The sequence below is a fragment of the Pantoea sp. Ep11b genome, from assembly GCF_040783975.1.
Taxonomy (GTDB): domain Bacteria; phylum Pseudomonadota; class Gammaproteobacteria; order Enterobacterales; family Enterobacteriaceae; genus Pantoea.
Genome location: NZ_CP160631.1, coordinates 1,168,500 through 1,186,620, shown reverse-complemented (window position 1 = coordinate 1,186,620; position 18,121 = coordinate 1,168,500). Strand labels below are relative to the sequence as shown.

Below are 18,121 nucleotides of genomic sequence, written 5' to 3'. Positions count from 1 at the left end.
CACAGGCTGATTTCCTTCGAATGGCTATGATATAGTCGCCAGTTAACCAGGGTATTTACGCTCTGATGAGGAGGGCCATGTGCAAAATTATTGTGAGTTAGTTCGCCGGAAATATGCCGAAATCGGCAGCGGGGATTTAGGTTACATACCGGATGCGATTGGCTGCGCATTGAAGGCGCTTAATGATATTGCCGCAAATAGTGAGCTAAACTCTTCTGTCAGGGAACAGGCGGCCTGGGCCGCTGCTAACTTATTGGTGAGCGACTATGTTGATAAATGAAGCGTACCAACCCATCAATTGCGATGATTACGATAATCTGGAGCTCGCCTGCCAGAACAACTGGATGCTGTCGCTGGAAATGAAAGATGGCGAGCAGCTGAAGGCGAAGGCCAGAGAGATCTTCTCGCGCAAGAACGTCGAATATCTCTCTATCGACCTGGCCAGTGAGCATCGTGATTTACGTCTCGACCATATCGCCAGCTTCACCCACCCCGAGCTGGGTACGGTGGTTGTCAGCGCCGAGTAATCCATGCACCTCGGGCGGGACCTTCCCGCCCGGTTAATCCCCGGGCTGTAACGAACCGTAGTACGCCGCCAGATCCGCCATATCGCTGTCGCTTAATCCCGCCACAAACGCTTTCATCACCTCCGCCTGGCCGCCACTGCGTTCGCCCTTTTTGTAGGCCTGCAGCGCCAGCTCCAGATAGGCAACATTCTGCCCGGCCAGATTCGGATAGATCGGCGCTGCGGCTTTTCCTTGTGCGCCATGACAGGCCAGGCAACTGCCCGCTTTCTCTGCGCCGCGTTGAGCGTCACCCGCCGCCCACACCGGCAGGGTGATGGCGACCAGAGAGACAATAAGCCACTGTTTCATTACGCTTCTCCTGAACCGGATGACCGATTCCACACGACCTGCCAGCCCGGCGCATCGGTGGCCGCGCCATCCCGGGTAACGAACAGGCCCGGGGCAGCGACCAGCGTCTGATTGTAAAAAATTAATGGCAACCGGTCGCGCTGCCACGGCGGTACCTGTAACGCCTGCCACACCTTTTTCATCTCCCTGCCGCCCTGGCGTCCCGCCAGATGGATGTGGCCGCGGGCATGAAACCGCACGCTGACCTGCTCATCCGGCCGGGGAAGGCGCAACTGGCCCGCTCCCTGGCTTGCGCGCAGCGAACCGAGGTGCTGCGGTAACGTCAGCGGCTGGCTGAGATCGGGCCATGCCAGCACGCGGTCGCGCAGTGACGCCTGCAGCGGCAGCCAGTAAAGCTGCTGGCGATAACGCCGCACTTCAGCCTGACCCAGTCGCAGCCGCGGCTGGGCATCTTCCCGGCTCGCCATCACTTCCTCATGAATACGTTTCAGCGCAGCGCGGGACGGCATCACCCCGCCCTGCCCGGCGATCCAGCGGCGTAATAGCGCATTCGCCCGCGGCTCACTCATGCGCAGCAGCGGCGTAAAACAGAGACTGCCGTCTGGCTGGATTAGCCCGGAAAGCGCGTCGGCCAGCAGCTCATCCAGTAACTGCTCCTGCTCACTGCACAACGCCGCACTGCGGGCCGTGGCTTCAGCAAAATGCGGCCAGCGCTGATAAAGTGCAGGCAGCAGTTGCTGGCGCAGGAAGTTACGGTCGTAGCGGAGATCCTGATTGCTCTCATCCTCGATCCAGACCAGCTGATGCCGGTCGGCGTAGGCTTCAAGCGCCTGTCGCGACTGATTGAGCAGCGGACGCACCAGCGGATGGGCACCCAGCATGCGCACCGCAGGCATGGCCGCCAGCCCCGCCGGTCCGCTGCCACGTTTCAGCGCCAGCAGAAAGGTTTCACACTGGTCATCAAGATGCTGGGCGGTGAGTAATATCTCGCCCGGCTGCAGCGCCGCACTCAGCGCCTGATAGCGTGCAGTGCGGGCCGCCGCTTCGATGCCATTCTCGCGGCCATCCACGCTGACGCGCAGGATCTCACACGTTAGCTGCCACTCCGCACATCGCGCCTGACAGTGGGCCGCCCAGCGATCGGCATTCGGGCTTAACCCATGATGCACATGCAGTGCCCGCAGAGACGACTGAGGATGCTGCTGCTGCCAGGCGCGCAGCTGGTGCAGCAGCACGGTGGAGTCGAGTCCACCGCTGAACGCGACCACCAGTGCGGCATCGGATGGCAACAGGGCGTCAAAAGCGGGAGCAGACATAACAGAATCCAGACGATCGGGCCACCGGATGTGGCCCGCTGAGCGCGCTATTTTACGCCTGATAAAGCTCCAGCGGCAAACCGTCCGGATCGGCGAAGAATGTGCAGGGTTTTCCCGTCAGTTCGTCGATGCGGATCGGTTCGCAGATCACCCCTTTATCGGCCAAGGCTGCAACGGCGGCGGCGACATCCGGCACGGTAAAGGCCAGGTGCCGCAGCCCGCACGCTTCAGGATGCGAGACGCGGGCCGGGGGCTCAGGAAACGAGAACAGCTCAATGGTATAGCGTTCCTGCAGGGCCAGATCGCCCTTCCAGGAGTCGCGCGCTTCGCGGTAATGTTCGCCCATCAGACGAAATCCCAGCACGTCACAATAGAAGGCTTTGCTGCGCGCGTAGTCGGAGGCGATGATGGCGATGTGGTGAATAGCGGTTAACTGCAACATGATTAATATCCTGATACGGGCAGGCGGTCCGCAGACCGCCTGCCGCTGAAGGTCATCTGAGGGTTATTCGGGAATGTTTTTCAGCACACGGACGCGATATTCGCCCTCTTCTGTCAGGGTCGCGCCATGAATATCGGTTTCGAAGCCGGGATAATGTCGGCCGATGCTGCACAGCATCAGCAGAAAATCGAGCACCGCGCGGCTTTTTTCGGTGATCATCTCTCCCGGCATCACCAGCGGCACGCCCGGCGGGTAAGGCAGAATCATGTTGGCGGACACCCGGCCCACCAGCTCGCTGAGATCCACCGTTTCAATATTGCCTCTGACCTGCTGCTGGAAGGCCTGGTGAGGCGTCATCTTCATTTCAGGCAGTACATCAAACGCCTGCAGCATCAGCCGTGGCAGATCGTGATGGCGGATCAGCTGATGGATCCCCTGCGCCAGCGTCTGAATCCGCATGTTGCGATAGAAATCGGGATCTTCCGCGTAGAGATCCGGCAGCATGTTTTTGACCCGCAGATTGAGATCGTAGGCACGTTTGAACTCGGTCAGGCCACGCAGCACGCTCATCGCCTTGGTTTTATCAATGCCGATGCTGAACAGGAACAGCAGGTTATAGGGGCCGGTCTTCTCCACCACGATGCCGCGCTCGTCGAGGAACTTCGCCACCAGCGCCGCCGGGATCCCCTCTTCCGCCATCTCTCCCAGCTCGCTCATGCCCGGTGTCAGGATCGTCACCTTGATCGGATCGAGGTACATATGATCGCGATCGGCCTGTGTGAAGCCGTGCCACGCTTCGTCGCCCGGCTGGATCGGCCAGCACTGTGCTTCATCGATCTCTTCCGGTTGCCAGATATCGAAGAACCAGCTGTCGGACTCTTCGCGCAGACGCTGGATCTCACGACGGAAGTGCAGCGCGCGCTCCACTGAGCGATTGATCAGCCGCCTGCCGGGATTGCCACGCAGCATCGCGGCGGCCGTTTCAATCGACGAGACGATGGCGTAATTGGGCGAGGTGGTGGTGTGCATCATATAGGCTTCGTTAAAGGTCTGTTCGTCGTAGTCGCCTTTAATGTGAATCAGTGAAGCCTGTGAAAACGCAGCCAGCAGTTTATGGGTGGACTGCGTTTCATAGACCACTTTGCCCGGAATACGCTCGCCGCTCATGCCGCTTTTACCGGCATAGATCGGATGAAAATTGGTGTAAGGCACCCAGGCCGAATCGAAATGAATCGACGGCACATCCAGCGTCTCTTTGATGTACTGCGTGTTATAGAGCAGCCCGTCATAGGTCGAGTTAGTGATTACCGCATGCACCGGCCAGCTGGCGCGATCGGTGACGGCCACTTTTCCGGCGATGCTCTCACGGGTGAACTCCTGCTTCGGAATGCCACCCAGGATCCCCAGCGCATTACGGGTCGGTTTCAGCCAGATGGGAATCAGATCGCTCATCATCAGCAAGTGGGTCAGCGACTTGTGGCAGTTGCGGTCGATCAGCACCGTGCTGCCGGCAGAGGCGGCATACATCCCGACGATCTTGTTCGACGTGGAGGTGCCGTTGGTCACCATGTAGCTCTGCTCCGCACCAAAGGTGCGGGCGATATACTCTTCGGCTTCCAGATGCGGGCCGGTGTGATCCAGCAGCGAACCGAGCTCGGTGACGGAAATGGAGATGTCCGACTTCAGGGTGTTCGCCCCGAAGAAATCGTAGAACAGACAGCCAACCGGGCTCTTCTGAAAGGCGGTGCCCGCCATATGCCCCGGCGTGCAGAAGGTATACTTCCCCTCTTTCACGTAGGTGAACAGCGCCCGGGTCAGCGGTGGCGTAATGTGTTCGATGTAATCATCCGTATATTGCCGGATATGCAGCGCGATATCGTCGGCGGCATTCAGCGCATATTCGAAGAAGTGCAGCGGCATACGGATCTCATTGATACTGATATCCATCTGCGAGTGGGTGTTGATAAATGCATAAAGTGGCAGGTATTCGTTGAGCTGATTGATCTCGCCGCACAGTTCCGGGCTGTTGTGCGCATCCCAGTCGAAGATAACGCCATTGATACGCGGATTGTGCTCGATCAGTTTCAGCAGGTCGTCACTGTTCTTTGGATAAAGCAGCTGGAAGCCTTGCAGATTTAACGCCGCGTCGAGTTCGCGTAACGGTTCATCTTTATAAAACACGCCGTGCGCGCCCATGATCGCCAGAATATTCAAAACCCTCTCCCTGATTGTGATGGAACCGATCAAGCATAACCGCTAACCCGCGGAAGGTGTAGCCAGAGGGCGATCGGATGGCGCTGAAAAAGCGGGGCTGAGTCTGGTGCTAAACCAGGGGCATAAAAAAAGCGGACCGGAGTCCGCTTTTATCGAGGAGGATGAATCAGGCGTAGCCGTAGCTCATCAGGCGCTGATAACGACGATCCAGCAGCTCTTCCGTGCTGAGTTCGTCGAGTTCGGCCAGATCGGCCAGCAGCTGCTGTTTCAGCGACTGCGCCATATCGACCGGACGACGGTGCGCGCCACCCAGAGGCTCAGGGATCACGGCGTCAATCAGCTTCAGCTCTTTCAGACGGTTAGCGGTGATGCCCATCGCTTCAGCGGCCAGCGGCGCTTTATCCGCGCTCTTCCACAGAATTGAGGCACAGCCCTCCGGCGAGATAACGGAATAGGTGCTGTACTGCAGCATATTCACTTTATCGCCCACGCCGATCGCCAGCGCACCGCCTGAACCGCCCTCACCGATGACCGTACAGATCACCGGCACTTTCAGGCCAGACATTTCACGCAGGTTGCGGGCAATCGCTTCAGACTGTCCACGCTCTTCCGCACCCACGCCCGGATAGGCGCCTGGGGTGTCGATAAAGGTGATCACCGGCATTTTAAAACGCTCAGCCATCTCCATCAGGCGCAGCGCTTTGCGATAGCCTTCCGGTGCCGGCATGCCGAAGTTGCGGCGAATTTTCTCTTTGGTTTCGCGCCCTTTCTGGTGGCCGATGATCATCACCGGACGGCCATCAAGACGCGCAATGCCGCCCACAATCGCTTTGTCATCCGCATAAGCGCGGTCGCCCGCCAGCTCATCGAAATCGTCAAACGCATTGCGGACGTAGTCAAAGGTATAAGGACGCAGAGGGTGGCGCGCCAGTTGAGCGATCTGCCATGCGCCTAAATCGGCGAAGATTTTACGGGTCAGCTCAACGCTTTTCTCGCGCAGACGCTGAACTTCTTCATCCAGATTAACGTGTTTATCATCCTGACGACCAATCGACGTCAGCGAATCGATCTTCGCTTCCAGTTCTGCAATTGGCTGTTCAAAATCCAGGTAATTAAGACTCATAATGTTCCTGTTCTAGTCAAACTCCAGTTCCACCTGCTCCGATCCAATCAGCGAGCGCAAATCGTTAAGTAAACGATCGCTGGGCGAAATTCGCCACGCTGCACCAAAGCGCAGCTTCGCTCGCGCGTCGGCTCTCTGATAATAGAGATGCACCGGAATAGTCCCTGATCGATGAGGTTCCAGGGACTGACGGAGTCGGTTTAATAGCTGGTCATCAATTTGCCTGTCCGTCAGCGAGATAGCAAGTCCGCGCGCGTATTTTTCGCGCGCTTCGTCGATGTCCATGACTTCCCGGGCGGTCATTTTAAGGCCACCACTGAAGTCATCAAAGCTGACCTGTCCGCTGACGATCAGGATTCGGTCTTTCTCCAGCAGCTGCTGGTATTTATCTAACGCATCGGTAAATAACATCACCTCAAGACGACCGGAACGATCGTCCAGAGTACAGATACCAATTCGGTTGCCGCGTTTGGTCACCATTACCCGCGCCGCGATCACCAGACCGGCCGCCACGGTAATTTTACCCCGATCGGTAGGATGCATATCTTTCAGCCGCACCCCGCCAACGTAACGCTCAATTTCTTTCAGATACTGGTTGATCGGGTGGCCGGTAAGATAGAGCCCCAGCGTTTCCCGTTCACCATCCAGCTGCACCTGTTCGGGCCACGGCGTCACGCTGGCGTAGGATTTCTCGATCTGCTCCGGCTCTTCGGCCAGCACGCCAAACATGTCCGCCTGACCAATCGCTTCCGCTTTCGCGTGCTGATCGGCCGCTTTCAGCGCGTCACCGAGTGAACTCATCAGCGCCGCGCGGTGCGGTCCGAGGCGGTCAAAGGCCCCGGACATAATCAGTTTTTCCATCACCCGGCGGTTAATCTTTTTGGTGTCGGTGCGGGCGCAGAGATCAAACAGCTCCCGGAAGTAGCCGCCTTCGTTTCGTGCGTCGATGATCGCTTCAATCGGCCCCTCACCCACGCCTTTAATCGCGCCGATGCCGTAAACGATTTCGCCCGCGTCATTGACATGGAAAGGGTAAAGACCGGAGTTGATATCGGGCGGCAGGACCTTCAGCCCCATGCGCCAGCACTCATCCACCAGCCCGACCACTTTCTCGGTGTTGTCCATATCGGCGGTCATCACGGCAGCCATGAACTCGGCCGGATAGTGCGCTTTCAGCCACAGCGTCTGATAGGAGACCAGGGCGTAAGCTGCAGAGTGTGACTTGTTAAAGCCATAGCCTGCAAATTTTTCTACCAGATCGAAGATCTTCATCGACAGTTCGCCGTCGATGCCCATACGTTCGGCACCGTCGCGGAACACCGATCGCTGCTTGGCCATCTCTTCGGGTTTCTTTTTACCCATAGCGCGACGCAGCATATCTGCGCCGCCCAGGGTATAGCCGGAGAGCACCTGCGCGATCTGCATCACCTGTTCCTGATAGAGGATGATGCCGTAGGTCGGTTCCAGAACCGGTTTCAGGCTTTCATGCTGCCACTGGATATCGGGATAGGAGATCGCTTCCCGGCCATGCTTACGGTCGATAAAGTTATCTACCATGCCGGACTGCAGCGGCCCAGGACGGAAGAGCGCCACCAGTGCGATCATATCTTCGAAGCAGTCGGGCTTCAGACGCTTGATCAGATCTTTCATGCCGCGCGATTCAAGCTGGAATACCGCCGTGGTTTCCGAGCGCTGCAGCATATCGAAACTTTTCTTATCATCCAGTGGGATAGAGGCGATATCGATCGGCTCCAGCCCCTGCTTTTCCCGGCGCGGGTTGATCATCTTCAGCGCCCAGTCGATGATGGTCAGCGTACGCAGCCCCAGGAAGTCGAACTTCACGAGGCCGGCATATTCCACATCGTTTTTATCGAACTGGGTGACCGGGAACTGGCCGTGCTCATCGCAGTAGAGCGGCGCAAAATCGGTAATCTTTGTGGGCGCAATCACCACGCCGCCCGCATGTTTACCGGCGTTGCGCGTGACCCCTTCCAGCTTGCGCGCCATGTCGATCAGCGCCTTCACCTCTTCGTCTGCGTCATACATCGCAGGCAGCTGTGGTTCCGCAATAAAGGCTTTTTCCAGCGTCATGCCGGGATCGGGCGGGATCAGCTTTGAGATGCGATCCACAAAGCCGTAGGGATGACCCAGCACGCGGCCGACGTCGCGGATAACCGCTTTCGCCGCCATGGTGCCGAAGGTGATGATCTGAGAAACCGCTTCACGTCCGTACATATCGGCGACGTGCTCAATGACCTGATCGCGCTTCTCCATACAGAAGTCGACGTCGAAGTCGGGCATCGACACACGTTCCGGGTTCAGGAAACGTTCAAACAGCAGGTCAAATTCCAGCGGATCGATATCGGTAATTTTCAGCGCATAGGCCACCAGCGAACCGGCACCGGAACCACGGCCCGGGCCGACCGGCACGCCGTTATCCTTCGACCACTGGATAAACTCCATCACGATCAGGAAGTAGCCCGGGAATCCCATCTGGTTGATAACGTTAAGCTCAACCTCCAGACGTTCATCATACTCCGGCCGTTTTGCCGCCCGCTCGGCTTCATCCGGGAACAGGAACACCAGACGCTCTTCCAGCCCCTCACGGGATTTCACCACCAGATAATCTTCGGTGGTCATGTCACCGGTCGGGAACTGCGGCAGGAAGTACTCGCCCAGCCGGACCGTGACGTTACAACGCTTAGCAATCTCTACGCTGTTTTCCAGCGCTTCCGGGATGTCCGAGAAAAGCTCGCACATCTCCGCTTCGCTGCGCATATATTGCTGAGGACTGTAGTTGCGCGGACGTTTAGGGTCGTCCAGCGTATAGCCGTCGTGAATGGCGACGCGGATCTCATGCGCATCAAAGTCTTCGGCGTTGATAAAGCAGACTTCGTTGGTGGCGACCACCGGAATGCCTTCGGCAATCGCCAGTTCGACGGCCGCATGCAGGTAACTTTCTTCATCCTGACGGCCGGTGCGGATCAGTTCCAGATAGTAGCGATCGGGAAAGTGCTGCTGATAAAACGCCAGGCATTGTGAAACCAGCGCACTGTTGCCGCGCAGCAGGCTGCGACCCACGTCGCCACGCCGGCCACCCGACAGCAGAATCAGCCCTTCCTGTAGCTCAATCAGCCAGTCGCGATCGATGATCGGCCCGTCCACGCCGTAGCCGCGCTGGTAGGCGCGGGAGATCAGCAGCGTCAGATTCTGATAGCCGGTATTGTTCGCCGCCAGCACGGTGAGCTGGGTGAGTTCATCTCCCATCAGCTCGCTGGCCACGTTGAAGTCAGCACCGATGACCGGTTTTATCCCTGCGCTATGTGCGCCACCGTAAAATTTGACCAGCCCACAGAGGTTAGTGAAGTCGGTAATGGCGATAGCGGGCATGCCAAGTGCAGCCGCCTTCTTGATCAGCGGCCCGGTCTTCGCCAGGCCATCGACCATCGAATAGTCACTGTGGACACGCAGATGTATAAAACGGGGTTCAGCCATATCAGTTTCCGGTTAAAACAGTGTCAGGCTATTTCAGCGTCAGAGGCTGGCGCGCAGCCAGAACTTCAGCATCGAGCAGCGCATTGCGAACGGGCGCAAAACTGCGACGGTGATGCGGCGTGGCGCCATGTTGCGTCAGTTTTTCCATATGCAGCGCGGTCGGGTAACCTTTGTGCTGCGCAAAACCATACGCCGGGAACAGCCGATCCAGCTCGGCCATTTCGCGATCGCGCGACACTTTGGCGATGATCGACGCCGCGCTGATTTCGGCAACCAGACTATCCCCTTTCACTACCGCCTGGGAAGGCATCGGCAGCGCCGGGCAGCGATTACCATCGATCAGCACATAGTCAGGCTGGATCGGCAGACCCGCTACGGCGCGCTGCATCGCCAGCATGGTGGCGTGGAGAATGTTGAGCTGGTCGATCTCTTCAGGCTCTGCCCGTCCCAGACACCAGGCCAGCGCCTTCTCTTTGATCTCGTCATACAGCGCCAGGCGGCGCTTTTCCGACAGTTTCTTTGAGTCGGCCAGGCCGGTAATCGGATTCGCCGGATCGAGGATCACGGCCGCGGTGACGACCGCACCGACCAGCGGCCCGCGCCCCACTTCGTCCACACCCGCAATCAGGCTGGCAACAGGGTAGATAAAATCAGGCATTCACCAGCTCCAGTACCGCATCCGCTGCCTGCTCATCAGCGTTCCAGCGGATCTGTTGATGTAATTCATGAAACGTCTGCAGCAGCGTTTCGCGTTCAGGTCCGGCATGCAGCAGCGGATCTAAGGCTGCCGACAGGGCTTCAGGCTGACACGCATCCTGCAGTAGCTCTTTAACCAGCTCACGCCCGGCCAGCAGATTCGGCAGCGAGACGTAAGGCGTTTTAACCAGCCGTTTCGCCAGCCAGAAAGTGGCAGGCTTCATGCGATACCCCACCACCATCGGACATTTTGCCAGCATGCACTCCAGAGCGGCAGTGCCGGATGCCAGCAGTGCGGCATCGCTCGCGATCATCGCCTCCCGGCCCTGCCCATCCAGCAGATGCATCGGCAGCTCCGGGGCCGTTTCGGCCTTAATCTTCTCAAACTGTTCGCGGCGACGGGCATTCACCAGCGGCACCACAATCTCCAGCGCCGGATAGTGGCGTCGCAGCAGGCGGGCCGTTTTCAGAAAGTCCGCGCTGAGCATTTCTACTTCCGCGCCGCGACTGCCCGGCAGCAGGGCCAGACAGAGCGCATCGTCGGCGATCCCCAGATGACGCCGTGCGGCCAGCTTATCGGGCTGCAGCGGCATCGCATCCGCCATCGTATGGCCGATAAAGCGGCAGGGAACGTTAAAACGATCGTAGAAGGCTTTTTCAAACGGCAGGAACGCCAGTACCAGATCGGTATTACGACCGATCTTGAAGACGCGCTTTTGCCGCCATGCCCACACCGAGGGGCTGACATAGTGGATAGTGCGGATGCCTGTGCGTTTGAGATTGCCTTCCAGCGTGATATTAAAATCGGGCGCATCAATCCCGACAAAGACGTCGGGCCGGAGCGCGGTGAAACGCTGCGTCAGATCGCGGCGGATTTTCAGCAGGCGTCGCAGGCGGCCCAGCACCTCGACGATCCCCATCACCGCCAGCTCTTCCATCTCATACCAGGCTTCGCACCCTTCCGCCTGCATCAGCGGGCCCGCTACACCGACAAAGCGTGCGTCAGGATGGCGGGCTTTCAGAGCACGAATCAGACCGGCACCAAGAATATCGCCGGAGGTTTCTCCGGCGACCAGGGCAATCGTTAAAGGACGCGCTGACATGGATTAACGGATTAAACCACGGGTAGAACGGCTGAAGAAGTCGTAGAAAGGCTGCACTTCGCTGTGCTGCTGCGCGATGGCTTCGATCTCTGGTTTTACTTCCTCCAGCGTTCTGCCGCTGCGGTAGAGCAGCTTGTAGGCGTTGCGGATCGCGTGCAACGACTCTTTGCTGAAGCCACGGCGCTTGAGACCTTCGATATTGATCCCGAACGGCGTCGCGTGGTTGCCCTGCGCAATCACGTAAGGAGGGACATCCTGTGCCACGCCGGAACAGCCGCCAACCATCACATGCGCACCGATGGTGCACCACTGATGGACCGCTGTCATGCCGCCAATAATGGCAAAATCATCGACCGTGACGTGACCACCCAGGGTGGCGTTGTTCGCGAAGATGCAGCGGTTGCCTATCACGCAGTCATGCGCGATATGGACGTTTACCATCAGCAGATTATCGCTGCCCACCGTAGTGACATGGCCACCCTGGGTCGTGCCACGATGAATCGTCACGCTTTCACGGATGCGGTTGCGATCGCCGATCTCAACCCGTGTTGGCTCACCGGCATATTTCAGATCCTGATTCACTTCACCGATCGAGGCGAACTGATAGATCTGGTTATCTTTGCCGATACGCGTGTGGCCGTTCACCACAACGTGTGACTTCAGTACCGTTCCTTCACCGATCTCAACATTCGCGCCAATAAAGCAAAACGGGCCTATGTGAACACGGGCGCCAATGACAGCGCCCTCTTCGATGACAGAACTGGGATGGATAGTGGCGGTTGGATCAATCACGAATTATGCCTCCCGGCTGCGGGCACACATCATGGTCGCTTCACAAACGATTTTACCGTCAACAGTCGCCACGCCTTTAAAGCGGGTCAGACCACGGCGGGTTTTCTCGAAAGTCACTTCCATGATCATTTGGTCGCCTGGTACGACAGGACGTTTGAAACGGGCACTGTCGATACCGGCAAAGTAATAGAGTTCGCCTGGCTCCAGTTTACCTACGCTTTTAAACGCCAGAATACCGGTGGCCTGCGCCATCGCTTCCAGGATCAGAACGCCAGGAAAAATCGGTTTACCAGGGAAGTGCCCCTGGAAAAACGGTTCATTAACAGAAACGTTCTTCACTGCACGCAGGTATTTGTGCTCTTCAAATTCAAGCACACGGTCTACCAGCAGAAACGGATAGCGGTGCGGCAGCAGCTCTAAAATCTCTTCAATTTTCAGAGTATGAGTTTCAGTAGTCAAAATACTCTTCCTGTCCTAAAAATCTGATGACAACAATAACACGGCCTGCACAGATCAAATGATCTTCCGCAGGCCGCAAATAGGTTCTGTGGCGCCGGGCTTCCCTGCTTAACATTTTTATTATGAAAGCCGGTCAGTTTGGGGATGGCGGTTAGTCGTCTTTGCCGACCTTGCGCTCGATGGCTTTTAAGCGTTTGCTCATGTCATCGATGTTCATCACCAGCGCTGCAGTTTTGCGCCAGGTTTTGTTGGGTTGCAGCGGAATACCGGATGAGTAAACACCCGGCTCTGTGATAGGACGCATGACCATACCCATACCGGTCACCGTTACTTTGTCACAGATTTCCATATGGCCGTTAATGACGCTGGCACCGCCAATCATACAGTAACGCCCAATCTTCAGACTACCCGCCATGATCACACCGCCTGCAACCGCAGTATTGTCGCCAATAACTACGTTGTGGGCGATCTGGCACTGGTTGTCTATGATAACACCATTGCCGATCAGAGTGTTATCCAGCGCACCGCGATCGATGGTTGTGCAGGCACCTATTTCCACACGATCGCCAATAATCACCGCGCCTAACTGCGGGATTTTCACCCAGTTACCGCGATCGTTGGCATAACCGAACCCATCAGAACCGATGACCGCGCCTGACTGAATCAGACAATCCTGGCCGATGACGATCTCGTGATAGATGGAAACGTTGGCCCAGAGACGGGTTCCGCTGCCGATACGGGTTTTTTTGCCGACAAAGCATCCCGCCCCTATCACTACGTTATCGCCCAGTTCAACGTCCGCTTCGATCACGGCGTTTGCGCCGATCGCAACATTGCTGCCGAGACGGGCCGAGGGGTCGATCACCGCGCTGGGCGCAATGTTCTGCGCCGGCTGAGGGGTAGTATCGAGTATCTGTGCCATACGCGCGTAAGTCAGGTAGGGATTTTTCACTACCAGCGCCGCGGTGTTGCACCACTCCAGATCCGCTTCCGTCAGCACCACGGCTGAGGCCTTAATCAGGGCGAGTTGCTCGCGGTAACGGCTGTTTGCAAGAAAAGTGATTTGGCCAGTTGTGGCGGATTGCATAGAAGCAATGCCAGAGATGACGATATCGCCATCTCCGTGCAATTCTGCATCCAACTGCTGGGCTAAATCAGCCAGTCGAATAGATGACATGAATTATTTAACCTGTTTCAGCACGTCAGCCGTGATGTCTTTTGCGTTTGATGCATAAGCCACCGCGTTCGCGTCGATTACCACGTCATAGCCATCGCTGTCAGCGACTTTCTTCACGGCATCCTGAATGCGGCTCAGCAGCTTGTTACGCTCTTCCATCTGACGACGGCGGTTATCCTGCTCAAACGCCTGTGCTTTTGAAGAGAAAGCTTCACGCTGTGACATGACATCTTTCTCCATGCGGCTGCGCTCGCTGGCCTTCATGGTCGAACCATCACGCTGCAGACGCTGCATTTTGGTTTGCAGATCGCGCTCCTGGCTCTGCAGCTCAGTTGCACGGCCTTTGAACTCGTTTTCCAGCTGTTTAGCAACAGTCGCACGTTGCGGTAACTGTTGGAAAATGCTGGACACGTTTACCACTGCAATTTTGTCAGCAGCCTGAACACCAGCGGAAACCGCTAAAGCAAGACCCAGACCTGCGGCACACAACAACTTTTTCACTATAAACTCCTTACCATCAACGTTTGTGTCAGCGACACAGTGTTTGCACCGGAACAGCAGCGTGTGCTGTCCGGCAGCAAGACTTCAGCTTGCATCCATGCTCAGAACATTACCAGGTTTTACCAATGTTAAACTGGAACTGCTCTGACTTGTCTCCCTCGACTTTCTTCAGCGGCTGGGCGTATGAGAACACCAGCGGGCCAAGCGGTGACATCCACTGCAGCGCAACACCGCTTGAAACACGGATGTTGTTTGGATCGCTGTAGTCAGGAATGCCCGCAGCACGCGTTTCAGCGGTATTTTCCCAATGGGTATCCCACGCGGTACCGGCGTCGACAAACACCGACGTACGCACCGAGTTAGCATACTTCTCGCTCAGGAACGGCGTTGGCGTAATCAGCTCAAGGCTGGCGATTGCCATCGCGTTACCCCCGACCGCATCGTCAGACTTACAGACGCCATTTGGATCGGCAATCCGGCAGTTTGACGAATTGTTATTGTAGTAAGCGGCTTTAGGACCAATGGTGTTGGACTGGAAGCCACGCACGGTGCTTGAACCACCGGCGTAGAAGTTCTCATAGAACGGCATCTCTTTGCCGCCAAGTCCATCGCCATAGCCCACGCGGCCACGACCCAGCAGCACCCAGGTACGATCCTGGTTAATCGGCACATATTGCTGGGTATCCAGCGTGGCCTTATAGAAGCTGTTATCTGAGCCCGGAATCGTCACCTTACCGTTCAGGTTGGTGCGGTTACCCGACGTCGGGAAGAAGCCGCGGTCCAGGGTGTTGTACGTCCAGCCGTAGTTAAAGGTGAAGTCATCTGCGGAGAACTCACCCTTGTCGTTAAGCTGCTGCGGTTTGCCAACCGAGTCGAGATAACGCCACATCGCCACCTGCGGCTGCATGTTAGAGAGGTCATTGTGGACATAGCCCAGACCAACACGCAGAGTGTTGTTTTCGTTAACCGGGAAGCCGAGCGTGCCATCCAGACCATAACTTTTGTTGGTATAGTCAGAGAGGTCCGCGTTGTCCGCTTTAAAGTCGTTATAGAACAGACGGCCACCCAGACTGACACCGTCAACGGTGAAGTACGGGTCGGTCAGTGAGAATTCCGCGTAGGTCTGGTAGTCGTTCTTGGTGCCGCTGATGCCGACGGTATTACCGGTGCCCAGCCAGTTATCCTGCGTTACCCCGACCTGGAAGCTCACGCCACTTTCGGTGCCGTAACCGACGCCGAAGTTAAAGGTCCCGGTGTTACGCTCTTTGACCTTGTAAACCACATCCACCTGGTCCGGCGAACCTGGCACGCGCTGGGTGTCCACATCCACGGTTTCGAAGTAACCGGTGCGGTTCAGACGCTCTTTGCCCTGCTCAACCAGGTCGCTGCCCAGCCATGCGCCTTCCATCTGACGCATTTCGCGACGTAACACCGAATCTTTCGAGGTGTCGTTGCCTTCGAAGCGGACATTGCGCACGTAGTAGCGGTTACCCGCATCCACGTTGATATGCAGTTTTACGGTCTTATCGGCGTCGTTGATTTCCGGCTGTGTCGCCACGCGCGGATAGGCATAGCCGTAGCGGCCCAGCAGTTTCTTGATGTCATCTTCCATCTTCGTCACTTTGGCGCCGTTATAAAGTTCGCCGGACGGAATTTTGGTCAGATGTTCAATTTCTGCCGAGTGGCCAGCCATGCTGCCATTGACGATCACACCCGCGATTTTGTACTGGTCGCCTTCGGTGATGTTCACCGTGATGTAGATACCTTTTTTATCGGGCGTCAGGCTGACCTGCGTGGAATCGATGTTGAAGCGTGCATAACCGCGATCCAGATAGAAGCTGCGCAGGGTTTCGAGGTCGCCCGCCAGTTTCTGCTTCTGATATTTACGGTCGCCCACCACGTTCCACCACGGCACTTCATCGCGCAGCTGGAAACGGGAGATCAGCTCGTCCGAGCTAAAGGCTTTGTTACCGACGATGTTGATCTGCTGAATTTTGGCAGAGACACCTTCGGTAAAGACCAGCTTCAGGTCCACACGGTTACGCGGCAGCGGCGTAACCACGGCTTTCACGTTAGCGGTATATTTCCCGACGCTGTAGTAGAAATCCTCAAGGCCCTTCTCGATAGAGGAGATGGTGGTACGGTCCAGCGCTTCGCCGACACGCACGCCTGAGGCTTCCAGATTCTGTTTGAGCTGCTCCTCTTTCACCGCTTTGTTACCGGTGAAGGTAATGCTGGCAATGGTAGGACGTTCTTTGACCTGGACAATCAGTGTTGTACCGTCTCGCAGGACCTGAACATCCTCAAAGTTGCCAGTAGCGAACAGCGAGCGAATGGTGTTTCTGACATCATCGTCATTCACCGTATCACCAACCCGTACTGGCATGCTCAGCAGAGCCGCGCCGACGGCGACTCGCTGCAGCCCTTCGAAATGAATATCCTTCACCACGAAATCGTCTGCACCGTAAACGGTGGCGCTGCTAAACAGCAGCGACGCTATGAGCAACTTTTTCATCGCCATCGTTGTTATGCGTTTTCCTAACACATCCCCCGAATGTTCGCGTTCCAGCGGTTACAAACGTGAGAAATCATTGAAAAGTGCAAGCCCCATTAACAGCACCAGCAGAATTGAGCCGATGCGATAACTAAAGTCCTGAACTCGCTCGGACACCGGTCCGCCTTTGATCTTTTCGATCGCCAGGAAGAGCAGATGCCCACCATCTAAAACCGGCAGAGGGAACAGATTGATGATGCCCAGGTTGACGCTAATCAGCGCCAGGAACATCAGGTAGTAAATCAACCCGTACTCTGCTGACAACCCTGCACCCTGCGCAATCGAAATCGGCCCGCTCAGGTTGTTCAGCTTCACATCACCGGTTATTAATTTGCCCAGCATGGACACCGTGAGCTTCATCAGCTGCCAGGTTTTTACACTGGCCTCACCGATAGCGGCAAACGCACCATACTGTCTTACCGTTTTGTACTCTTCAGGCAGCGGAATAATGCGCGGAATGACACCGGCAAATCCCGCTTTACTGCCCGCCTTCGCTTCCGGCGTCATCGTCAGCGCAATGGAGTCACCACCGCGATCCACCTCAAGCGCCATGCTTTTGCCCGGATTATCCCGGACCTGGGTGACAAAGGACTGCCACTGCGATAATGGCTGACCATCGACTTTAACGATCCTGTCGCCCGCTTGCAAACCGGCTTCACTGGCTGGCGAGTTGGCCTGGACTTCTGCCAGCGTGGTCTCAATCTGCGGACCGCGCGGCTGAATCCCCAGCGCAGCAACCGGATCCTGCTTATCCGGCTCAAACTGCCAGTTACGCAAATCCAGCTGCTTCCGCTGCGTCGCCTCTTCGCCAAATCGGGCCACGGTCAGCGTGGTAGTGCTGTCGCCGATTTTACCAACCAGCGCCATACGCACAGCATCCCAGTCAGGCGTTTCGATACCGTCAACCGCCTTAAGTTCCATGCCGGGTGTAATTTGAGCTTCCGCCGCCACCGAACCGTTTAAAATTTCACCGATTACCGGGCGCACGCCAGGGACGCCGTGAATAAACACAACCCAGTAGGCGAAGATGGCGAAGATGAAGTTAGCGACAGGACCTGCCGCAATGATGGAGGCGCGTTGCCAGACGGCTTTGTTGTTAAAAGCCTGATGACGCAGCTCGGCCGGCACGCTTTCGACGCGTTCGTCGAGCATTTTGACATAGCCGCCAAGTGGAATCAGCGCGATGACATAGTCGGTGCCGTGACGGTCACGGCGCTGCCAGAGCGCCTTGCCGAAGCCGATAGAAAAACGTTCAACTTTCACGCCACAGCGACGAGCGACCCAGAAGTGGCCAAACTCATGAACCGTAATCAGTACGCCCAGCGCAACGATAAAGGCGACAAAACTCCAGAGTATGCTCAACATCTTTGCCTG

The 18,121-nt window shown here is 56.8% G+C and carries 16 protein-coding genes; 2 read left to right on the top strand and 14 right to left on the bottom strand.

Going from position 1 to position 18,121, the window contains the following annotated elements; translation table 11 throughout:
- Nucleotides 1-79 precede the first annotated feature (79 nt).
- Nucleotides 80-280, top strand: a complete 201-nt coding sequence (locus AB1748_RS05430) for a YaeP family protein (RefSeq protein WP_111140598.1) — start codon at nucleotides 80-82, stop codon at nucleotides 278-280.
- Nucleotides 267-527 (top strand): Rho-binding antiterminator, encoded by a 261-nt coding sequence (gene rof / locus AB1748_RS05425; protein ID WP_111140597.1) that lies wholly within the window; start codon nucleotides 267-269, stop codon nucleotides 525-527. The genes AB1748_RS05430 and rof overlap by 14 nt, the downstream gene beginning before the upstream one ends.
- Nucleotides 528-560: 33 nt before the next feature.
- Here rof and AB1748_RS05420 read toward each other — a convergent pair whose 3' ends face one another.
- The 14 genes from AB1748_RS05420 to rseP all read right to left on the bottom strand — a co-directional run bounded on the left by AB1748_RS05420 (nucleotide 561) and on the right by rseP (nucleotide 18,112).
- Nucleotides 561-875, bottom strand: coding sequence for a cytochrome c (locus AB1748_RS05420; protein ID WP_111140596.1), 315 nt, complete (start codon nucleotides 873-875; stop codon nucleotides 561-563).
- Nucleotides 875-2,191: a tRNA lysidine(34) synthetase TilS gene (tilS, locus tag AB1748_RS05415; RefSeq protein ID WP_367396100.1), complete on the bottom strand. Its 1,317-nt coding sequence runs from the start codon at nucleotides 2,189-2,191 to the stop codon at nucleotides 875-877. The genes AB1748_RS05420 and tilS overlap by 1 nt, the downstream gene beginning before the upstream one ends.
- Nucleotides 2,192-2,243: 52 nt before the next feature.
- Nucleotides 2,244-2,633: a VOC family protein gene (locus AB1748_RS05410; protein WP_367396099.1), complete on the bottom strand. Its 390-nt coding sequence runs from the start codon at nucleotides 2,631-2,633 to the stop codon at nucleotides 2,244-2,246.
- Nucleotides 2,634-2,696: 63 nt separating this feature from the next.
- Nucleotides 2,697-4,847 carry a lysine decarboxylase LdcC gene (locus tag AB1748_RS05405; protein ID WP_111140593.1) on the bottom strand — a complete coding sequence of 717 codons (2,151 nt, stop codon included), beginning with the start codon at nucleotides 4,845-4,847 and terminating at the stop codon, nucleotides 2,697-2,699.
- Between the two features lie 166 nt (nucleotides 4,848-5,013).
- Nucleotides 5,014-5,970, bottom strand: a complete 957-nt coding sequence (gene accA, locus AB1748_RS05400) for an acetyl-CoA carboxylase carboxyl transferase subunit alpha (RefSeq protein ID WP_111140592.1) — start codon at nucleotides 5,968-5,970, stop codon at nucleotides 5,014-5,016.
- A 12-nt stretch (nucleotides 5,971-5,982) separates the two neighbouring features.
- Nucleotides 5,983-9,465 (bottom strand): DNA polymerase III subunit alpha, encoded by a 3,483-nt coding sequence (gene dnaE / locus AB1748_RS05395; protein WP_293774880.1) that lies wholly within the window; start codon nucleotides 9,463-9,465, stop codon nucleotides 5,983-5,985.
- Nucleotides 9,466-9,493: 28 nt separating this feature from the next.
- Nucleotides 9,494-10,123, bottom strand: a complete 630-nt coding sequence (rnhB, locus tag AB1748_RS05390) for a ribonuclease HII (protein ID WP_367396098.1) — start codon at nucleotides 10,121-10,123, stop codon at nucleotides 9,494-9,496.
- On the bottom strand, nucleotides 10,116-11,264 hold the full coding sequence (gene lpxB / locus AB1748_RS05385) for a lipid-A-disaccharide synthase (protein WP_111140589.1): 1,149 nt from the start codon (nucleotides 11,262-11,264) through the stop codon (nucleotides 10,116-10,118). Before lpxB ends, rnhB begins: the two co-directional genes overlap by 8 nt.
- A 3-nt stretch (nucleotides 11,265-11,267) precedes the next feature.
- Nucleotides 11,268-12,056, bottom strand: a complete 789-nt coding sequence (gene lpxA / locus AB1748_RS05380) for an acyl-ACP--UDP-N-acetylglucosamine O-acyltransferase (RefSeq protein WP_111140588.1) — start codon at nucleotides 12,054-12,056, stop codon at nucleotides 11,268-11,270.
- A 3-nt stretch (nucleotides 12,057-12,059) separates the two neighbouring features.
- Entirely contained in the window at nucleotides 12,060-12,515 is a 456-nt protein-coding gene (fabZ, locus tag AB1748_RS05375) for a 3-hydroxyacyl-ACP dehydratase FabZ (RefSeq protein WP_003852639.1), read from the bottom strand.
- Between the two features lie 151 nt (nucleotides 12,516-12,666).
- Complete coding sequence (gene lpxD, locus AB1748_RS05370; protein WP_111140587.1) at nucleotides 12,667-13,692, bottom strand: UDP-3-O-(3-hydroxymyristoyl)glucosamine N-acyltransferase; 1,026 nt, start codon at nucleotides 13,690-13,692, stop codon at nucleotides 12,667-12,669.
- Nucleotides 13,693-13,695: 3 nt separating this feature from the next.
- Nucleotides 13,696-14,193 carry a molecular chaperone Skp gene (skp, locus tag AB1748_RS05365; protein WP_003852644.1) on the bottom strand — a complete coding sequence of 166 codons (498 nt, stop codon included), beginning with the start codon at nucleotides 14,191-14,193 and terminating at the stop codon, nucleotides 13,696-13,698.
- A 109-nt stretch (nucleotides 14,194-14,302) separates the two neighbouring features.
- The gene (gene bamA, locus AB1748_RS05360) at nucleotides 14,303-16,714 is read right to left on the bottom strand and encodes an outer membrane protein assembly factor BamA (RefSeq protein ID WP_111140586.1); all 2,412 of its coding nucleotides are present in this window, start codon (nucleotides 16,712-16,714) and stop codon (nucleotides 14,303-14,305) included.
- A 51-nt stretch (nucleotides 16,715-16,765) separates the two neighbouring features.
- Nucleotides 16,766-18,112, bottom strand: a complete 1,347-nt coding sequence (rseP, locus tag AB1748_RS05355; RefSeq protein WP_111140585.1) for a sigma E protease regulator RseP — start codon at nucleotides 18,110-18,112, stop codon at nucleotides 16,766-16,768.
- Between the last annotated feature and the right edge of the window lie 9 nt (nucleotides 18,113-18,121).